The organism is Streptomyces sp. NPDC060002 (genome assembly GCF_042737245.1).
In the GTDB taxonomy this organism is placed as follows: Bacteria; Actinomycetota; Actinomycetes; order Streptomycetales; family Streptomycetaceae; genus Streptomyces.
Genome location: NZ_JBHWUW010000014.1, coordinates 17,394 through 34,729, shown reverse-complemented (window position 1 = coordinate 34,729; position 17,336 = coordinate 17,394). Strand labels below are relative to the sequence as shown.

18 protein-coding genes are annotated in these 17,336 nt (G+C 71.4%); 7 read left to right on the top strand and 11 right to left on the bottom strand.

The features are described from left to right. Nucleotides 1-20 precede the first annotated feature (20 nt). The 5 genes from ACFWBD_RS15375 to ACFWBD_RS15355 all read right to left on the bottom strand — a co-directional run bounded on the left by ACFWBD_RS15375 (nucleotide 21) and on the right by ACFWBD_RS15355 (nucleotide 4,851). A complete protein-coding gene (locus tag ACFWBD_RS15375; RefSeq protein ID WP_385667075.1) occupies nucleotides 21-455 on the bottom strand; it encodes a hypothetical protein in 435 nt (144 codons plus the stop codon). A 48-nt stretch (nucleotides 456-503) separates the two neighbouring features. Then, entirely contained in the window at nucleotides 504-935 is a 432-nt protein-coding gene (locus ACFWBD_RS15370; protein WP_385667074.1) for an SHOCT domain-containing protein, read from the bottom strand. Nucleotides 936-1,046: 111 nt separating this feature from the next. Next, nucleotides 1,047-1,757, bottom strand: coding sequence for an HdeD family acid-resistance protein (locus tag ACFWBD_RS15365; protein WP_385667073.1), 711 nt, complete (start codon nucleotides 1,755-1,757; stop codon nucleotides 1,047-1,049). 42 nt (nucleotides 1,758-1,799) lie between these two features. After that, nucleotides 1,800-1,997: a hypothetical protein gene (locus ACFWBD_RS15360; RefSeq protein WP_355704724.1), complete on the bottom strand. Its 198-nt coding sequence runs from the start codon at nucleotides 1,995-1,997 to the stop codon at nucleotides 1,800-1,802. 124 nt (nucleotides 1,998-2,121) lie between these two features. Continuing rightward, on the bottom strand, nucleotides 2,122-4,851 hold the full coding sequence (locus ACFWBD_RS15355; RefSeq protein ID WP_385667072.1) for a LuxR C-terminal-related transcriptional regulator: 2,730 nt from the start codon (nucleotides 4,849-4,851) through the stop codon (nucleotides 2,122-2,124). Between the two features lie 483 nt (nucleotides 4,852-5,334). Here ACFWBD_RS15355 and ACFWBD_RS15350 point away from each other — a divergent pair, with 483 nt between their 5' ends. Beyond that, entirely contained in the window at nucleotides 5,335-6,144 is an 810-nt protein-coding gene (locus ACFWBD_RS15350; protein ID WP_385667071.1) for a PhzF family phenazine biosynthesis protein, read from the top strand. A 36-nt stretch (nucleotides 6,145-6,180) separates the two neighbouring features. Here the strand turns inward: ACFWBD_RS15350 and ACFWBD_RS15345 are convergent, their stop codons facing one another. Then, nucleotides 6,181-6,960, bottom strand: coding sequence for a CPBP family intramembrane glutamic endopeptidase (locus ACFWBD_RS15345; protein WP_385667070.1), 780 nt, complete (start codon nucleotides 6,958-6,960; stop codon nucleotides 6,181-6,183). A gap of 312 nt (nucleotides 6,961-7,272) precedes the next feature. Between ACFWBD_RS15345 and ACFWBD_RS15340 the strand changes: the two genes are divergently transcribed. The 3 genes from ACFWBD_RS15340 to ACFWBD_RS15330 all read left to right on the top strand — a co-directional run bounded on the left by ACFWBD_RS15340 (nucleotide 7,273) and on the right by ACFWBD_RS15330 (nucleotide 8,397). Continuing rightward, nucleotides 7,273-7,596, top strand: coding sequence for a hypothetical protein (locus tag ACFWBD_RS15340; RefSeq protein WP_385667069.1), 324 nt, complete (start codon nucleotides 7,273-7,275; stop codon nucleotides 7,594-7,596). A 265-nt stretch (nucleotides 7,597-7,861) separates the two neighbouring features. Then, nucleotides 7,862-8,110 (top strand): hypothetical protein, encoded by a 249-nt coding sequence (locus ACFWBD_RS15335; protein ID WP_385667068.1) that lies wholly within the window; start codon nucleotides 7,862-7,864, stop codon nucleotides 8,108-8,110. Then, nucleotides 8,107-8,397 (top strand): hypothetical protein, encoded by a 291-nt coding sequence (locus ACFWBD_RS15330; protein ID WP_385667067.1) that lies wholly within the window; start codon nucleotides 8,107-8,109, stop codon nucleotides 8,395-8,397. Before ACFWBD_RS15335 ends, ACFWBD_RS15330 begins: the two co-directional genes overlap by 4 nt. A 117-nt stretch (nucleotides 8,398-8,514) precedes the next feature. On the opposite strand, the gene ACFWBD_RS15325 is transcribed toward ACFWBD_RS15330, so the two are convergent. Beyond that, nucleotides 8,515-10,032, bottom strand: coding sequence for a glutamate--cysteine ligase (locus ACFWBD_RS15325; protein WP_385667066.1), 1,518 nt, complete (start codon nucleotides 10,030-10,032; stop codon nucleotides 8,515-8,517). A 572-nt stretch (nucleotides 10,033-10,604) separates the two neighbouring features. On the opposite strand from ACFWBD_RS15325, the gene ACFWBD_RS15320 reads away from it, so the two are divergent. From ACFWBD_RS15320 to ACFWBD_RS15310, 3 genes are all read left to right on the top strand, one after another. Then, complete coding sequence (locus ACFWBD_RS15320; protein ID WP_385667065.1) at nucleotides 10,605-11,195, top strand: hypothetical protein; 591 nt, start codon at nucleotides 10,605-10,607, stop codon at nucleotides 11,193-11,195. Nucleotides 11,196-11,556: 361 nt separating this feature from the next. Continuing rightward, nucleotides 11,557-11,745 (top strand): DUF5999 family protein, encoded by a 189-nt coding sequence (locus ACFWBD_RS15315; protein WP_385667064.1) that lies wholly within the window; start codon nucleotides 11,557-11,559, stop codon nucleotides 11,743-11,745. A 224-nt stretch (nucleotides 11,746-11,969) separates the two neighbouring features. After that, nucleotides 11,970-13,007, top strand: coding sequence for a LacI family DNA-binding transcriptional regulator (locus ACFWBD_RS15310; protein WP_385667063.1), 1,038 nt, complete (start codon nucleotides 11,970-11,972; stop codon nucleotides 13,005-13,007). Here ACFWBD_RS15310 and ACFWBD_RS15305 read toward each other — a convergent pair. From ACFWBD_RS15305 to ACFWBD_RS15290, 4 genes are all read right to left on the bottom strand, one after another. Further along, nucleotides 13,004-14,077, bottom strand: a complete 1,074-nt coding sequence (locus ACFWBD_RS15305; protein ID WP_385667062.1) for an endo-1,4-beta-xylanase — start codon at nucleotides 14,075-14,077, stop codon at nucleotides 13,004-13,006. The two genes, ACFWBD_RS15310 and ACFWBD_RS15305, sit on opposite strands and share 4 nt — an antisense overlap. Before the next feature lie 50 nt (nucleotides 14,078-14,127). Then, complete coding sequence (locus tag ACFWBD_RS15300; protein WP_385667183.1) at nucleotides 14,128-14,892, bottom strand: carbohydrate ABC transporter permease; 765 nt, start codon at nucleotides 14,890-14,892, stop codon at nucleotides 14,128-14,130. A gap of 83 nt (nucleotides 14,893-14,975) precedes the next feature. Continuing rightward, on the bottom strand, nucleotides 14,976-15,974 hold the full coding sequence (locus tag ACFWBD_RS15295; protein ID WP_385667061.1) for a carbohydrate ABC transporter permease: 999 nt from the start codon (nucleotides 15,972-15,974) through the stop codon (nucleotides 14,976-14,978). 6 nt (nucleotides 15,975-15,980) lie between these two features. Then, on the bottom strand, nucleotides 15,981-17,273 hold the full coding sequence (locus ACFWBD_RS15290; RefSeq protein WP_385667060.1) for an extracellular solute-binding protein: 1,293 nt from the start codon (nucleotides 17,271-17,273) through the stop codon (nucleotides 15,981-15,983). Nucleotides 17,274-17,336: the final 63 nt, after the last annotated feature.

The window sequence follows — 17,336 nt, the reverse complement described above, 5'->3', positions numbered from 1 at the left end:
GACGGGACGGCCCCGCCCGGTCAGTCGGCGGACCTGTCCGGCTTCACCACGCACAGCGCCCAGATGACGAACCCGGAGAAGGCGATCATCACGACGGACCAGACCGGGTAGTACGGCAGGGAGAGGAAGTTGGCGATGACGATCAGGCCGGCGATGACCACGCCGGCGACCCGCGCCCACATCGCCGACTGGACCAGTCCCAGGCTGACGATCACCGCGACCGCGCCCAGGACGAGGTGGATCCAGCCCCAGCCGGTGAGGTCGAACGCGAACACGTAGTTGCGGGTGGAGAGGAAGACGTCGTCCTCGGCGATCCCCATGATGCCCCGGAAGATGTCGAGCACTCCGGCGAGCATGAGGGTGACGGCGGCGAAGACCATCAGGCCCTCGGCCCATTGCTGTTTGGCCGTGTGCCGCTTGGCCGACGGCGTGTGGGTGGGGTGTGTCGCTGTCATCCCGAAGCCTCGATTCGGTTGTGTCCGGCTCGGTTGCGTGCGGTGCGCTCAGCGGCCGGAGCCGCTCAGGACCAGCTTCTTCGCCTTGTCGAACTCCTCGTCCGTGATGTCACCGCGGGCACGGATCTCGGAGAGCCGGGCGAGTTCGTCCACGCTGCTGGAGGGTGCGCCGGTGCCCTTGGCGGTATCGCGGATGTAGCTGTCGAAGGCCTGCTGCTGATCCCGCGCCTGCTTGATCTCCCGGCTTCCCATGTTCTTGCCCCGCGCGATCACGTAGACGAAGACGCCCAGGAAGGGCAGCACGATGCAGAACACCAGCCAGCCGGCCTTGGCCCAGCCGCCGAGGTCGTCGTCCCGGAAGATGTCCACGACGATCCGGAACAGCAGGACGAACCACATGACCCACAGGAAGAACACCAGCATGGTCCAGAAGGCGCTCAGCAGCGGATAGTCGTAGGCGAGGTACGTGTCCCCACTCATCTTTCTCCTCCGTTCCGGGCCGGAGCCCGACATGGCGTTGTGTGCCGTTCTCACTGTGCGCGGCCCGGTTCCCGGGCACCTCACCCGAGACGGGTGAGCGCGCCGGCAGTCTCAGACGCTCCCCCCGGGAGCCCCCGGCCCCGCCGCCGGTCGCGCCCGGCGCAGCGCGGCCCGCCAGGCGAAGGCGACCGCCGCCTCGACCAGGCCGAGCAGGACGAGCCACAGGCCGAGCAGCCGGGTCAGCGCCCGGGCCGACTCGGTGGGCAGGGCGAGCACCACGATCCCCGCGACGATGGCGAACACGGCGGCGCCGATCACGACTCCCCGATGGGGCAGCTCCTTGGTGGCGAGCGCCGTGTAGAGGGTGAGGATCCCGGACACCAGCCAGAGGACCCCGACGATCAGCGAGAGCGTCGCGATCGTCTGCAACGGGTTCCTCAGGCACAGCACCCCGGCGACGACGTAGAGCACCGCCAGCAGGAGCCCGGTGAGGCGTTCGCCGTGGTCCTCCCTGGCGAACGCCGCGACGAACCGGAAGCCGCCGGTCACCAGCAGGTACAGGCCGATGAGGACCGCCAGGACGTGCAGGGTCTCGTCCGGCCAGACCAGGATCAGGACGCCCGGCACGAGGGTGGCGACCGCCGAGCCGAGGATCCACGTCCAGGAGCGCCCGAGTACGGCCAGCGCCTCGGCGGGATCGACGCCCACCGGCCCGGAAGCCGGTCCGCCGGGCGGTCGGTCCGGTCCGCCGGACGGTCGGTCCGGTCCGCCGGACGGGGCGTCCGGTCCGGTGTGCGGTGCGGGACCAGGCGAAACACTCATGACTCCTCCTCGCGCCCGGCCGGGGACGACGGCCCCGGCTCGTCACTCCGGCAGTTGGCGCATCTCCAGAACCCGCAGCCCCAGGGACTGGCAGCGGGCCAGCAGCCCGTACAGGTGCGCCTCGTCGACGACGTACCCGAACAGGACGGTCTGACCGGACATGACCACATGGTCCAGCTCCGGGAACGCCCTGGTCAGTGCCTCCGACAGGTGCCCTTCGACGCGGATCTCGTAGCGCATGAGCTGCTCTCCCCGGGATGGCCTGGGATTGGCGGACTGCGCACTCACCCCTGCGATCGTCCGCCCTCGCGGGGCGTCCGGCCTCACCCACCACGGGCGAACCGGGACGGCCCGGCGTCCTCGGTCACAACAGCTTGAGTTCACGGGCGCGGCGCACCGCGTCGTTGCGGCGGTTGACCGCCAGCTTCCGGTAGGCGCTCTTGAGGTGGGTCTTGACCGTGTTCACGGAGACGAACAGATCGGCGGCGATCTCCTCCGTCGACATCGTCAGGGCGAGCCTGCGCAGTACGTCGAGTTCGCGTCCGCTCAGCGCCTCCACGTCCGGGAGCGGCCGCCCGTCGGACGCCGGCCCGCCGTGGGTGAGCCGGTCCGAGGCCGGCACCCGCGGTGACACCGTGTCGAGGAACGGGCGGATCCATGGCCCGGCCTCGAGGAAGGGCCGTCGCAGCCCGTCCCGCCGCGCCTCACGCAGGGCGTGGGCGACCAGTCTGCGCGAGGTGGCCGCGTCGCCCGCCTCGTCCGCCACCTGCGCCCGCAGCAGGGTGGCCCGGACAGTCACCGCGGGGCCCGCGCGGCCTTCGGACCGCACGCCGTCGAGGAGGTCGATCGCCGCCCCCGGCCTGCCCGCCGCGAGCTGGGCCCGCGCGGCCCCGACCGCGTACGCCGACTGCTCGTCGGACACCGCCCGCCACACCTCGACAGCCGTCTCCGGTCGGCCTTCGGCCAGATGAGCGGCGGAGACGACGAGCGCCGTCTGACCCTCCGCCCAGGGGGAGATCACGGCGGCGGGCACGGCGCGTTCCGCCGCTTCGAGGGCGGCCCTGGTGTCACCGCGGGCCAGGTGCAGCCGGGCGGTGGCGATGGCCCGGCCCGCCTCCAGGACGGGGTCCCGCAGCGCCGGGTCCGACTCGGCCGCCTCGTCGAGGAGCGTCCGCGCCAGGGTCAGGTCGTCGCGGTCCACGGCGACGGCGGCCAGCACCAGGCGTCCCATGCCGGAACCGGACGGCTTGGGCAGGCCGTGCCGCTCCGTCTCGGTCACCGCCGCCCGGGCCTTGCGCTCCGCCCTGCCGAGCCAGCCGTTCAGGTAGTCGATCAGGGCGAGCCGGCCCAGCGAGTCCTCGCGGGCGAGCGCGGTCGAAGCCTCCGCCGACGACCCGGCGACCCTCGACAGGGCGGCACACGCGTCCTCGAACCGCCCGGCCCACAGCCGTGCCGAGCCCAGATGGGCCAGCAGCAGCGCGGTGAGCTCGGGATGTCTCTCCAGCAGATGGGCCGGCGCCCGGTCGCACAGCATCTCGGCCGCCGCCGCGGCCCACTCCGCCCGGCCCGGCGCGCCGGTCAGCCGGGCGGCCAGCGCCTCGAGCAGGGCGCAGCTCAACCGGGCCGCCACGAGACCGGGCGCCTCGCCGGGACTCCACTCGGCCGTCAGCGCCTGTTCCGCCGCATCGCCCGGCTCGGCCGTCAGGCCCAGTTCGGCCGTCAGCCTCTGCTCCGCGTGCCGCAGGTGCCTCAGGCCCCGGTCGAGATCGCGCCGGGACAGGTCCCGGGCGGCGCGGACCAGGTCCGTCGCGGGGCTCGCGGCCTCCGGCCCCATGCGGGAGAACAGCTCGGCGAGTTCGTCGGAGCGCAGACCGGTGAAGAGCCAGCCGATGGCGAGGTCGTCGATCAGGGCGCCGGCGGTGAACTCCCAGTCGCCGGCGGCGGCGCCCTGGCCCAGCGTCTCCGTGAGCGACCCCGAGCCCCGCAGCCAGTGCGCGGCCCGCAGGTGCAGTTCGGGCTCCAGGCCGGGCGAGCGCATCCGCAGATGGGCCCGGAGGATCTCGCCGAACAGCGGGTGGAGGCGGTACCAGTCCTGCCCGAGGTGCTCCACGAACGCGTTCTCGCGGTGCAGGCCGGCCAGAATGGGCCCGGCGTCGGTGCGTTCCGTCAGCGCGTTCACCAGCTCGGGGCGGAACCGGTCGAGGACGCTGACCCGCAGCAGAAGATCCTGGGTCTCGGGGGGCTGCCGTCTGAGCACCTCCGCCAGCAGGAAGTCGGCGACGGTGGTGCGGTCGGCCTCGAACTCCTTCAGATACCTCTCCGGGTCCGGGTTCTCCCGCGCGGCGAGGGCACACAGCCGCAGGCCGGCGGCCCAGCCCCGGGTGCGGTCCACTAGACCCTGTGTCGCGTGCACCGGCAGCCGCAGGCCGTGCAGTTCGAGCAGCTCGGCCGCCTCCTCGGAGGTGAAGGCCAGCTCGGCGCCCCGGATCTCCGTCAGGTCACCGGCCGCCCGGTAGCGGTGCAGCGGCAGCAGTGGCTCGGTACGGGAGACGAGGATCAGGCGCAGGCCGTCGCCGGCGTGGTGCAGCACGAACTCCAGCTGCTCCGCGACCTCGGGGTCGATCACCCGGTCGTACTCGTCGAGCACCACGATCGCGGGCCGGTCCAGGGTGCTCAGTTCCGCGGCGAGCCGCGCCAGCAGCTGGGGGGTGACCCGGCTCGCGTCCGCGGGGCAGCCGATCTCGGCGGGCAGGGACGTGCCCGACGCGCGTAGCGCTTGGAGCAGGTACGCCCAGAGCATCCCGGGGCCCTGCGCCGCCGCGTCGGTGGTGAGCCAGGCGACGGGCCGGTCGCGTTCCGCCGCCCAGTCGGCGACCAGCAGCGTCTTGCCGGCGCCCGCGGCGCCGTTGACCATCGTCAGCGGTGTGCGCAGCGCCTGGTCGAGATGCCTGACCAGGCGCTCGCGCCGCAGGAACGTCACCGGCCGGGCCGGTACGGCGAACCGGGTGCGCAGAAACGGATCCCCTTGGGGATCCGCCGACGACGCCGCCGTCGGATCGGTATCGCTCTCGTCGAGCCCATCGAGCCCAGCCATGGCGCTCACCACCACCGGTCGTCAGGTCATGGGTACCGCTCCCCTCAGCATCCCAGGGTTCAGCCCCGGGTGCCCTGCGAGATCCCCGCAGGAGAGGGCGCGGCACGCTCGCGGCCAGGCAGGCAGGCAGGCAGGCAGGCAGGCAGGCAGGCAGGCAACGGAACCTGGCCACAGCGTGTGGGCGGCACGGCAGGCACAGACCCCGCCCACCCTGTTGACGCGGGAGTCATCGCAAGCCCGCCACGGCCGGTCGACGCGGGAGTCATCGCAAGCCCGCCACGGCCGGTCGACGCGGGAGTCATCGCAAGCCCGCCACGGCGCGCTCGCGGCGAGGATCCGCGGCATACCGGCCACAGCGTGTCCGCGGCGGAGGCAGCGCACCCTGGCCACGGCGTATTCGCGGCGGGGGTGCGGTGCAAAGCGGGCCAGGGCTCGTGGATTGGCCTTGGCCGACCGCTGCGGCCACCGCCTACCGTCACCGGTATGCGCATGCGAATCGTCGACGCCTTCACCGACCGCCCCTTCACCGGCAACCCGGCCGGGGTCCTGCTCCTTGACGCCTTCCCGGACGACAACCGGCTCCAGAACGTGGCTCTGGAGGTCAACCATTCCGAGACGGCGTTCGCCCACCCGCTCCCCGAGGGCGGCGAGGCGGACTGGGCCCTGCGCTGGTTCACCCCCGTCACCGAGGTCGACATGTGCGGCCACGCCACGCTCGCCACGGCCCACGTCCTGCACACCACGGGCGCCCACCAGGGCCCGGTGCGCTTCGCCACCCGCAGCGGTGTCCTCGTCACGACTCCCGCCGAGGACGGCTCGATCACCCTGGACTTCCCGACCGCCCCGCTGACCAGGGTCGAGATCCCGGCCGGGGTCGCCGAGGCCCTGGGCGCCGAGCCGCTCGCCTGTCTCGACACCGGCCCGCACGTCGGCGACCTGCTGGTCGAGCTGGCCGACGAGAAGACCGTCCACGCCCTGCGGCCCGACCACAAGGCCCTGGCCGCCCACTCCCGCCGCGGCATCATCGCGACCGCCCGCGCCGAGAACGCGGACCTGGGATACGACTTCGTCTCCCGCTGCTTCTTCCCGAAGATCGGCATCGACGAGGACCCGGTGACGGGCAGCGCCCACACCGCCCTGGCGCCCTACTGGGCCGAGCGGCTCGGCCGCACCGCCCTGACCGGCCTCCAGGCCTCGCCCCGGGCCGGCCGGGTCCGTACCGAACTGTGCGGCGAACGCACCCTGCTGAGCGGCCGCGCGGTCACGGTCATCGAGGGCGAGCTGCTCGTCTGAGTGCCGTACGGCGGGGAGGTGCGGGCGCGGGCCGGCTCACGCCGTCGGCAGCCACCCCACCTTCCCCGCCAGCAGCGCGTATCCCACGAAGGCTCCGATGTCGAGCAGGGAGTGCGCCACCACCAGGGGGCCCACCCGGCCCCAGCGCCGGTAGAGACAGACGAACACCACGCCCATCACCATGTTGCCGATGAAGCCGCCGATGCCCTGGTAGAGGTGGTACGAGCCGCGCAGCACGGAGCTGGCCACGAGCGCGGTGCCCGGCGTCCAGCCCAACTGGCCCAGCCGGCGCAGCAGATAGCCGACGACGATGACCTCTTCGAGGATCGCGTTCTGCATCGCGGACATGATCAGCACCGGGTACTTCCACCACACGTCCGGCAGCGCCTCAGGCACCACCGTGAGGTTGAAGCCGAGGCCGCGTGCCGCCAGATAGAAGGCGATGCCGGTGCTGCCGATCACCGCCGCGATCGCCGCCCCGCGTCCGAGGTCCGGCCAGGGCCGGGTGCGGTCGAAGCCCAGGGTCCGCAGCCCCTGCCCCTCGCGCAGCAGGAAGTGCGCGACGAGGGCCACCGGGACGAGCGCCGAGGCGATCCCGAACAGCTGCCAGGCGAGATCGAGCCATGGACGGCCGGGCGCGGCCGAGGCGTTGAGGGTCGCCGCCTGGTCCTTCAGGCCGCCCGGCTTGGTGACCGATCCGACAAAACTGATCAGGGCGGACACACCGCTCGCACCGAGCGAAACCCCCAGAACGAGCAGTGTCTCGTCGCGGAAAATCCGTCGCGAGAGCCGCTCCCGCGGAAATGAATCAGCCACCTACCCTGCCTCCACCTGCACACGTGCCTCCAGTTGCGTGAACCCGCCGCATCCCCACCCCTGCCTCGCTCAGGTCTCGAAAGAAGTTACGAAGATCGTGCGAGACAGGCCGTCGGGGGGACGGCGCCGTACGGGGCGTATCTCCCCTTCGCAGGCCGTGCGGCGGAAATCCGCCACGGGGCCGACAGGGAGGGACACCACCGTCATGGGACGTCACAGCTTGCCCGATCCGTACGGGGCGGGCGGCAGCGACCCCCGTCCTCGTCTCCGCCGCCGCACCGCCGCCGCACCGTAGCCGTCGCGACCGCCCTCGTGCTCACGGTCGCCGGGGGCGCCGCGGCCGCCGTACGCAGCGGATCACTCTCCTTCGGCTCGTCCTGCCGCGACCACCCCGTACGGCTGCCGGTGGCCGCCTCCCCGGACGTGGTCCCGGCGCTCACGGCCGCGGCGAAGCAGGCCAAGGACAGCGTCCTCACCTCCGACGGACAGTGCCTCGCGGTCGGCGTCACGGCACGCGAGTCGTCCGAGGTCGCCGAGACGCCGGCGGCGGGCGAGGACCGGACGCGCAGGTGTGGGTGGCGGACTCGGACCTCTGGGTCCAGCGGATCGCCGCCGACCGCAAGGCGACCGGGGTGACCCCGTGGGCAACGTGGCCTCCACCCCCGTCGGGGTGGCGACGGTCCAGGCGACCGCGAAATCGCTGGGCTGGCCGAAGAAGTCGTACTCCTGGCCTTAGCTGGCCGGCGCCACCCCGCAGAACGCCTCGCCGCGGCTGGGCGCGGCCGATCCGGCGTGCAGTGCGACCGGGCTGCTCGCGCTGACCCGGATCGGCGCCGCCACGGCCGGCGTCAAGGACGGGGACACCCAAGCCGCCGCCCTGATGAAGAAGCTGTCCCAGCGTGTGTCGGACACCGACGCCCAGGTCCTGGAGACGCCGCCGCGCGACACGTCGGGCGCCGAGCAGGGCAATCCCCAGCGCAACCAGGCGGTCGTCGTCACCGAACAGGCCTCGTTCACGTACAACGCGTCGGCGGACCCGGGCTCCGGCCTCGACCTGTTCTACCCGAAGGACGGCTCACCGCGGCTCGACTACCCGTACACGCTGGTCACACGACGCTCGCCGGGCGGCAGGCCGCCGCCTCCTACGTGAAGGGCAAGTTCAACGCCCTGGTCATCCTGACCGACGGCGTCAACCAGGACCCGGGGAGCATCTCCCGCACCACCACGCTCCTCACCGAACTCCAAAAACTCACCGGCCCGGAACGCCCCGTCCCCCTCATCATGATCGCGGTCGGCCCCGGCGCGGACCGCGAGGAGGCCGAGGAGACAGCCAGGGCGACGGGCGGCTCGGGCCAATCGGTGACCGACCCCTCCCAGATCCACACGGTGATCCTGAAAGCCGTCGTGGCAGCAGGAACACAGGGCGGTGAGGGCTGAGCCCATGGAAGCCGAACCAGATCCCCACCTCCCCCTCACCCGCTCAAGGGGCGCGGGGAACTGCGCGACCAGCCCCCGCCGCCCCGCAGCGGGCGAACCACCGAAAGCCCCCGCACCTCACCCCGAGGACACAGGCTCGGGCAGCCCCACAGGCCAGGTGTGCACAGGCTCCCCCGCATGCATCAGCTCCGCGTACCGCCGCGTCGTCGCCGCCAGCGCCGCGTCCCGCGACAACCCCGCCTCCACCGCACGGTGGAACGTCGCCACCTGCCAGGTCGCCCCGTTGGTCCGCCGCCGGCACCGCTCGTCGATGACCCCCAGATAGAAGTCGCGGTCGGCCGGCTCCACTCCCCACGCGTCCAGCCCGGCCTCCGCCAGCGGCAGCAGCTCGTCCCGTACGAGACTCACCGCGTCCACCTCGGCCACGCCGCCCAGCCGTCCGCGCCGCGGCCACTGGAGCCGCGCCTCGATCCCGTACCGGCAGGCCGCGTCGAAGTTGGCCTCGGCCGCCTCGAACGGCAGCCGGGACCACACCGGCCGGGACTCCTCCGCCAGGGCCCGGACCACGCCGTAGTAGAAGGCCGCGTTGGCGACCACGTCGGTCACGGTCGGCCCGGCGGGCAGGACACGGTTCTCCACCCGCAGGTGCGGAACGCCGTCGGCGATGCCGTAGACGGGCCGGTTCCAGCGGTAGACCGTACCGTTGTGCAGGACGAGCTCGGCGAGCGAGGGCACCCCGCCCGCCTCCAGGACCTCCAGCGGGTCCTCCTCGTCGCAGATGGGCAGCAGCGGCGGGAAGAACCGCAGGTTCTCCTCGAACAGCTCGTACGCCGAGCTGATCCACCGCTCCCCGAACCACGTCCGCGGCCGTACGCCCTGCGCCTGGAGTTCCGGCGGCCGGGTGTCGGTGGCCTGCTGGAACAGCGGGGGCCGCGACTCGCGCCACAGCTCGTGGCCGAACAGGAAGGGCGAGTTGGCGCCGACGGCGATCTGCGCGGCGGTGACCGCCTGCGCGGCGTTCCACACCGCGGCGAAGCGGGCCGGCGTGACCTGGAGGTGGAGCTGCACAGAGGTGCAGGCGGCCTCCGGCACGATCGACTTCGAGGTGCACGACAGCCGCTCGACCCCGTCGATCTCGAGGGTGAAGTCCTCTCCCCTGGCGGCCACGATCTGGTCGTTGAGAAGGGTGTAGCGGTCGACCTCGGAAAGGTTCGACGAGACCAGGTCGTCCCGGTCGAGCGTGGGCAGAATACCGATCATCACGATTCCGGCGTCGACTTCGCCGGCCTTTCGATGGGCATATGCCAGTGACGTACGGAGTTCTTCCGCGAGGCGGTCGAATACCCGGCCGCCCAGTCGGTGTGGGGCTATGTTGACTTCCAGATTGAACATGGCGAGTTCTGTTTGGAAATCGCGGCTCGCGATCCTCTCAAGTACCTGCCCATTCAGCATTTTCGGCTGGCCGTCGGCACCCGCGAGATTCAGTTCTATCTCGAGCCCCATGAGGTTCTTGGGGCGGTCGAAGCGCTTCTGGGCCAGGAGCCGCTCGAGCCCCGTCAGGCACCGCCGGAGCTTGTCCCGGTAGTCCTGACGATCGGACAGGTCGAACGCGCCTGCCACGACCTTTTCCCCCATCGAAGCGTCCCTCCTTGCGTGGGCGGGCCGGGGATCCCGGCCGCCGGATGATCCGGGTCAGGGAGGATGATGCCCAGCCGGGCCGATCGATAACGTCCCCCGTGCGGACCGGCAGCCGCTACGCTGACCGAAAGCCACCGGCGGTGACCGCTGGCACATTCACGGGGCATGCGGCCGAAGGCCCTTTCACGAAATAGGGAACTCGTGAAAAACGCCGACGAGAATAGGCCGACCGCTACGGGCGTATAAGCCGAGGTCACCGCCGCGCGACCCACTTTGAATCGGGATTTTTCACCCCTGGCTTCGACCGGATGAACCCTTGCCGAGTGTCCCGGGATCGACTAGACGAAACACAGTCTGAACACATGTCGTATAAACTCCGCGGACAAGGCAGAGAAGGTTGGCGCCCACGGTCGAAGGAGCCTGCCGTCGAGGTGACGGCAGGCCGCTCGCGCACCCCAGCGACCCCAGACTCCGGCCCCCGCCTCTCCGACCTGTTCGAGAGCTAGCTGACAGCGCCGTCCGCCCACGCCCTCGCGCCACCGTGCCTGTCGAATGAGAGGCGACCCACCATGCCTTTGCATGTCCCCCCGGCTCCCGCGCCCGCCCTGCGCTCCGTCCTCACGGCACTCGGTTCCCCCACCGCGGTCCGCGAGGCTCGTACCCCCTCCCTGCGCACCGCTCAGGGCGACGTCACTCCCGAACTCCCGCTGCCCCTGCACGTCCTGGACCGGATCGCCCCCGAAGGCGTGGCCGCGACCCGGCTGGCCGGCTGGCGCTTCCTGATCCGCTGCGGCGACCGCGCCGTGGCCGCGGCCGACACCCGGCTCACCGCGGACGGCTGGGCGTTCTCACACTTCTTCGAAGGCCCGTACATCGCCTCCACCGAACGCGCCCTGCGCCAGGCCGAGTCGATCACCCAGCCTTTCCAGGCGCGGCTGCTGTCGGTGCCCGGGCTCTACATGCTCACCCTCTGGCTGCACGGGGACAGCGCCTCGGACGGCACCACGGGCCAGCCCGCCCCGACCGACCTCCTGGTACCGCTGGCCCCGGCACCGCCCGGAATCGCCGCACACCGCGCGCACCGGGTCGCCGAGTTGCTCCCGCTGCTGACCCTGCGGGTGACACCGGCCACGCCACCGCTGCTCGGTTCACCGGCCTGACCGCTCGACCGGCCGGCCTCCCACTCCGTACCCCGTCACCGCGGCCCCGGTGGCGGGGTACGGCGCGATCCGGTGCTCTCCGGCGCGCGAGAACCTCCCGGGCGCCGATCGGACTAGCCCCATCCGGCCACCGGAAACCACCCGAAGTGACAGTGCGGTCGAGATGAACCGCCCGCGTGGGTGACGCGTCATGAACCTGTGAGAAGCGGTGCCGCGAAATCCCTGCGGATCGACCTCCGTAGGGCAACACTGGGTTCCGACGGACTTATCACAACGGGGGGCGGCCATGAACGACGTTTCACGCCGCGGAACAGACACCACAGCCATCTCAGACCTCACGCAAGAGCGGAAGTTCCCATCCATGTGCCAGCACCAGACACCGTGCCCGACAGCGACCTCGGCCGACCGGGAGTCCGCGCGCCTCGTGGCGCACCACCCGGAACAGGGCTGGAGCCTGCTGTGCAACGGCGTCCTGCTCTTCGAGGACACCGGTGAGCTCCTGCCGGACGGCCGGGTCATCGCCCCCCACCGGGTCGTGACCGCAGTCTGAGCACCAGCCGGACGGCGCGGGACCGCCGTCCGCAGACTTGAGGGGCCGGCCCGCGGACACCACCGCGAACCGGCCCCGACGCGCGTGCAGGGCCGCTCACTCCGCGTAGTCGCCCGGTCTCGGCACGGCACGTCCCCTTGTACGTCTTCCCACGGCAGCGCATGTTCCGGAAGACTCCTGGAAGTTTCGGCGCAGCGCCCGGAACCACGCGACGGAGGTGGGAAGTGACAGCGGACGACACCGCGCCCGCATCCCGGGGCCGAATCACGATCACGGAGATCGCCCGCCAGGCCGGCGTCTCGGTGCCGACCGTGTCCCGGGTCGTCAACGGCCGCTCCGACGTCTCGCCGGGAACCCGGGCCCGGGTCGAGGATCTGCTGCGGCTACGCGGCTACCGCAAGCGCCCCGCCGCCTCCCGCACCCGGGCCGCACTGCTCGACCTGGTCTTCAACGACCTCGACAGCCCCTGGGCGGTGGAGATCATCCGGGGGGTCGAGGAGGTCGCCCACGCGGCCGGGGTGGGCACCGTGGTGTCGGCGATCCACGGCCGTTCGGGCGACGCCCGCGAGTGGATGCGCAACCTGCGCGCCCGCGCCTCCGACGGCGTCATCCTCGTCACCTCGGCCCTCGAACCCACCCTGCACGAGCAGTTGCGCATCCTGGGCGTCCCGCTGGTCGTCGTCGACCCGATGGGCTCCCCCGCCGTCGACACCCCGACCATCGGCGCCGCCAACTGGGCGGGCGGCCTGGCGGCCACCGAGCACCTGCTGTCGCTGGGGCACCGGAGGATCGGTCTGATCGCGGGCCCGCCCCGGCTGCTGTGCTCCCGCGCCCGCTACGACGGCTACCGGGCCGCTCTGGAGGCGGCGGGTCTCGCCGTCGACGAGAGCCTCGTCGTCCCCGGAGACTTCCGCCCCGAGTCGGGCTTCACCGGCTGCACCGCCCTGCTCGCTCTGCCCGAACCGCCGACCGCAGTGTTCGCGGCCAGCGACCAGATGGCGCTCGGCGCGATCGAGGCGCTGCGCCGGCGCGGGCTGCGGGCCCCGGAGGACATGAGCGTGGTCGGTTTCGACGACCTGCCGGAAGTCCGCTGGTCCGCCCCGCCGTTGACGACCGTCCGCCAGCCCCTCGCCGACATGGGCAAACTCGCCGCCCGCACCGTCCTGAGCCTGGCCCGCGGCGAGCGCCCCGACTCGCCGCGGGTGGAACTGGGCACGGAACTGGTGATCCGCTCAAGCACCGCCCCTGCTCGCGGCGCCTAGCCGAGCGCCTCCCGGATCGCCCGGTAGGCCGGCTTCGGCGCGAGCTGCTCGTCCCAGGGCAGCGCCGCGCCCTGGCCGGGGAAGAACGCCGGGATCCACGAGTACTTGTCGGTGTAGTCCCAGACCGTGATGCCGACGCACCGCCGCACCGCGAGGCACGCCTCGGTCATGTCCCGGTACCAGTCGGCCTGTTGGGCCAGCTTCTCGTCGGTCGCGGGCAGCAGCATCCGTACGTCGACCTCGGTGAGCGCGGTGTCCAGGCCGAGCCGGGAGAAGCGGCGGAGGTTGTCCTCCAGGGTCGTCGGATAGCCGTACTGGAGGGCGAGGTGCGCCTGGAGGCCGATGCCGTCGAGCGGGACGCGCTGGGCCTTCAGCTCCTTGGCCAGGGCGTAGTAGGCATCGCTCTTCGGGCCGACGGCCTCGATGTTGTAGTCGTTGAGGTAGAGCTTCGCCTTCGGATCGGCCTGGTGGGCCCACCGCAGGGCATCGGCGATGTAACCGGGGCCGAGGGTCTTGTAGAAGACCGTCTCGCGGTAGGTACCGTCCTCGTTGAACGCCTCGTTGACGACATCCCAGGCGTAGACCTTGCCCCGGTAGTGGCGCACCTCGGTCTGGATGTGGTTCTTCAGGACGGCCCGCAGCTCGTTGGCCGTCCACTCCTTGCCGGTCAGCCAGCCGGGCAGCTGGCTGTGCCAGACGAGGGTGTGGGCGCGGACCCTCTGGTGGTGGTCGCGCGCGAGGTCGACGATCTCGTCGCCTGCGGTCCAGTCGAAGACGCCCTGCTGCGGCTCGGTGGCGTACCACTTCATGCCGTTGCCCGGGGTGATCATGTCGAACTCCTCGCCCAGGATCTTCGTATAGGCGGTGTCGGTGAGTTCGGGGTTGTCGGTGGCACTGCCGAAGTAGCGGCCGTGGCGCTGCGCGAGGTCGGCGAGGGTCGTACGCGGCTTTCCGTGCGCCGGGCCCTCGTGCGCCTGGGCTGCCGGTCCGGTGACGACACCGGAGGCGACGAGGACGGCGGCGAGGGCGCCGGCGAGTCTGAGCCGGGTGCGGGCGGCGGTGCTGGGCATGGTGCGACTCCTCACGGTAGGGGTGAGCCGTACGGGTCCGCGGGCGCGCGTCATCCCTTCGTGGCGCCGGCGGCGAGGCCGCCGACGAGCTGGCGCTCGGCGACGGAGTAGAACGCCAGGGCGGGCACCATGGCGAGCACGAGATAGGCGAAGACACGCGCGTACTCCGCGGAGTACTGGCCCTGGAACTGCTGGACGCCGATCGGGACGGTCCACCAGGTGGGCTCGTTGAAGACCAGCAGCGGCAGCAGGAAGTTGTTCCAGCTGCCGACCACGGCGAGCACGGAGACCGTGCCGAGAGCGGGCCTGGCCATGGGCAGCAGGATCCGCCAGAAGAACGTGAGGGGCCCGCAGCCGTCTAGGGTGGCCGCCTCCTCCAGCTCGGCGGGGATCTCCCGGAAGAACCCGCGCAGGACGACGATGGTCATCGGCAGCCCGAAGGCGGCCTGCGGCAGGATGACGCCCAGCGGGTTGTCCAGCAGGCCCATCGAGCGCAGCAGCAGGAACAGGGGCAGCGCCGCCACCGCGAAGGGGAACATCAGCCCCATCGTGAACAGGGTGAACAGCATCTCCCGGCCGCGGAAGGCGAACCGGGCGAAGGAGAACGCGGCCAGCGCGGACACCGCGACTACCACCACGGTCGTCCCGGCCGCGATGAGCGTGCTGCTGCCGACGAGCTGCCAGAAGGAGCCGGACCCGAGGATGTCCGTGTAGTTGGAGGTGACCCAGGGATCGGGCAGGCCGATGGGGTTGCGGGAGAGCTGGTCGGTGGACTTGAAGCCGGACAGCACGGCGTAGCCGAGCGGTACGGCCATCACCGCGCCGACGATCCCGAGGACGAGGTGCAGGGGGAGCGTCCGCCCGGTCCCGCGGGTGCTCCGGCCGGTCTCGCGGGTTTTCACGCGCCGCCTCCTCGCATGGTCGTGGTGGCGCCCTGAAGGTCCCGGCGGAGCACGAACCGCTGGTAGGCGAGGGCGAAGACGAGACTGATGCCGAACATGGCCACGCTGATCGCGCTGGCATAGCCGACCTGGTAGCGCTTGAAGCCGTACTGGAACATGGTCACGGCCATCGTCTCGGAGTGGTGGTCGGGGCCGCCCGCGGTGACCACCCACACCAGGTCGAAGAGCTGGATCGAGCCGATGACCGACAGGAAGACGCTGATCCGCAGGGTCGGCGCGAGCAGCGGCAGGGTGACGTTGCGGAAGCGCTGCCAGGGGCCCGCTCCGTCGATCAGGGCGGCCTCCGTCAACTCGGCCGGGATGGACTGGAGTCCGGCCAGGTAGAGCATCATGTGGAAGCCGAAGTACTTCCACGTCATGACCAGGAAGAGGGTGGCCATGACGGTGGAGGGGTCGGCGAACCACTCGCCGCCCACGCCGTCCAGACCGATCGCGCCCAGGACGTGGTCGGCGAGACCGTCGTCCGGGGCGAAGATCATGCTGAACAGCACGCCGGTGATCGCCTCGGAGAGGATGTACGGCGCGAAGAACAGCATCCGGTACACGGCCCGGCCGCGGATCTTCTGGTTGAGCGCGACCGCCAGGGCGAGCGCGAACGGCAACTGGAGGACGAGCGAGAGCCCGACCAGGAGCAGACAGCGCCACAGGTCTCCCAGGAACACCGGGTCCTGGAAGAGGCGGGTGAAGTTGTCGCCGCCGATGTAGTCGTCGGGCATGCCGAAGCCGCCCCAGCGGAAGAACGAGGCGTACAGGGCGAACAGCATCGGCAGCAGCACGAGCGTGCCGAACAGGACCAGCGCGGGCACCTGGAAGCCGACGGCGGTGAGCCAGTGCCGCGCCCGCCGCCGCGCCCGGCCCCGGCCCGCGCCGGGAGACGGAGGCGGCGGGCCGACGTCCGGGCCGCTGCGCTTGTCCGGAAGGAAGGTGGAGGTCATCGCCGGCTACTGCTCTTCCTTCGCGACCTTGGTGATCGACTCGGTGACCTGCTGGGGCGACTTGGACCCGGCGATGAGGGCGGCGACGCTGTCGTTGACCTCCTGGCCGAGGGCCGGCGCGTAGGCCTGGTCGAGGTAGAGCTGGAAGCCGGTGGCGGCCTTCAACTGGGTCTGCACGGCCTTGATGTTGGGGTCGGCGATGGCGCTCTCGGCGGCCGGCACGACGGGCAGCACCCCGGTCTTCTTGACCAGTTCGGTGTCCGTTGCGGCGGTGGCGAAGAACTTCAGGAAGTCGACGGCCGCCTGCGGGGCGTCCTTGCGCAGGGCGTGCCCGCCGCCTCCGCCGAACACCTCGGTGATCACACCCTTGCCGCCGTCGACCGCCGGGAACGGGAAGAAGCCGAGGTTCGCGCCGAGCCCCTTGCCCGCGTCGGCCTCCACCACCGGCGCCCACTGGCCCATGAGTTCCATCGCCGCCTTCCCGTTGCCGACGGCGGCGGCCTGGCCGGTGGGGCTGGAGTAGGCGGCGCCGAGAAAGCCCTTCTGGAACGGCTGGAGGTCGACGAGGTCCTGGAGGTGCTGCCCGGCCTGGACGAACCCGTCCCCGGTGAAGTCCTTGTCGTCCCCGGCCTCGCGCAGGGCGTCGACACCGGCGGTGCGCATCGCGAGATACGCCCAGTAGTACATGCCGGGCCACTTCTCCTTGCCCGCCAGCGCGAGCGGGGTGATCTTGGCGGCCTTCAGCTTGCGCACCGCGTCGAGGAAGTCGCTCCAGGTGGTCGGGGGCGCGCTGATCCCGGCCTGCTGGAAGAGCGCCTTGTTGTACCAGAACCCGATCATGCCGATGTCGAACGGGACGCCGTACGCCTTCTTGTCGAGCAGGTAGGGCTCGCGGGCGACCGGAAGCAGGGTGTCGCCCCACTCCTTCGTCTTCTCCGTGAGGTCCTCGACGAGCCCGGCGTCGACCTGCTGCTTCAGCACACCGCCGCCCCAGGTGTGGAAGATGTCGGGCAGCTTCCCGGAGGCGGTGAGCGCCGTCATCTTCGACTTGTAGGCGTCGTTCTCCAACTGCACGATCTTGATCTTCACCTTGGGGTTCTGGGCCTCGAACTGTTTGGCGAGACCGGCCCAGACGTCCTTGGTCGGCTGGGTGGTGGAGATGTTCCACCACTCGATGGTGGTCGTCCCCGACGACCCTCCGTCCGAGTCGCCGCCGCAGGCGCTCAGTGCCGTCATGCTCAGACCGGCCGCGGCGGAAACCGCCAGGAAGCCACGGCGGGAGAGTGCCGGGTCGCCCATCTTGCGCTCCTTGATAGATCGAAAGTTTCGAACCAGATCCAGAAAGCTTCGCTGCTGCCGCAC

What these genes read in the sequence shown, in the direction of transcription:
- ACFWBD_RS15295 (WP_385667061.1), bottom strand. Translation starts at nt 15,974, where the DNA reads ATGACCTCCACCTTCCTTCCGGACAAGCGCAGCGGCCCGGACGTCGGC.
- ACFWBD_RS15300 (WP_385667183.1), bottom strand. Translation starts at nt 14,892, where the DNA reads ATGGCCGTACCGCTCGGCTACGCCGTGCTGTCCGGCTTCAAGTCCACC.
- ACFWBD_RS15370 (WP_385667074.1), bottom strand. Translation starts at nt 935, where the DNA reads ATGAGTGGGGACACGTACCTCGCCTACGACTATCCGCTGCTGAGCGCC.
- ACFWBD_RS15290 (WP_385667060.1), bottom strand. Translation starts at nt 17,273, where the DNA reads ATGGGCGACCCGGCACTCTCCCGCCGTGGCTTCCTGGCGGTTTCCGCC.
- ACFWBD_RS15365 (WP_385667073.1), bottom strand. Translation starts at nt 1,757, where the DNA reads ATGAGTGTTTCGCCTGGTCCCGCACCGCACACCGGACCGGACGCCCCG.
- ACFWBD_RS15325 (WP_385667066.1), bottom strand. Translation starts at nt 10,032, where the DNA reads ATGGGGGAAAAGGTCGTGGCAGGCGCGTTCGACCTGTCCGATCGTCAG.
- ACFWBD_RS15360 (WP_355704724.1), bottom strand. Translation starts at nt 1,997, where the DNA reads ATGCGCTACGAGATCCGCGTCGAAGGGCACCTGTCGGAGGCACTGACC.
- ACFWBD_RS15350 (WP_385667071.1), top strand. Translation starts at nt 5,335, where the DNA reads ATGCGCATGCGAATCGTCGACGCCTTCACCGACCGCCCCTTCACCGGC.
- ACFWBD_RS15375 (WP_385667075.1), bottom strand. Translation starts at nt 455, where the DNA reads ATGACAGCGACACACCCCACCCACACGCCGTCGGCCAAGCGGCACACG.
- ACFWBD_RS15320 (WP_385667065.1), top strand. Translation starts at nt 10,605, where the DNA reads ATGCCTTTGCATGTCCCCCCGGCTCCCGCGCCCGCCCTGCGCTCCGTC.
- ACFWBD_RS15305 (WP_385667062.1), bottom strand. Translation starts at nt 14,077, where the DNA reads ATGCCCAGCACCGCCGCCCGCACCCGGCTCAGACTCGCCGGCGCCCTC.
- ACFWBD_RS15315 (WP_385667064.1), top strand. Translation starts at nt 11,557, where the DNA reads ATGTGCCAGCACCAGACACCGTGCCCGACAGCGACCTCGGCCGACCGG.
- ACFWBD_RS15355 (WP_385667072.1), bottom strand. Translation starts at nt 4,851, where the DNA reads ATGGCTGGGCTCGATGGGCTCGACGAGAGCGATACCGATCCGACGGCG.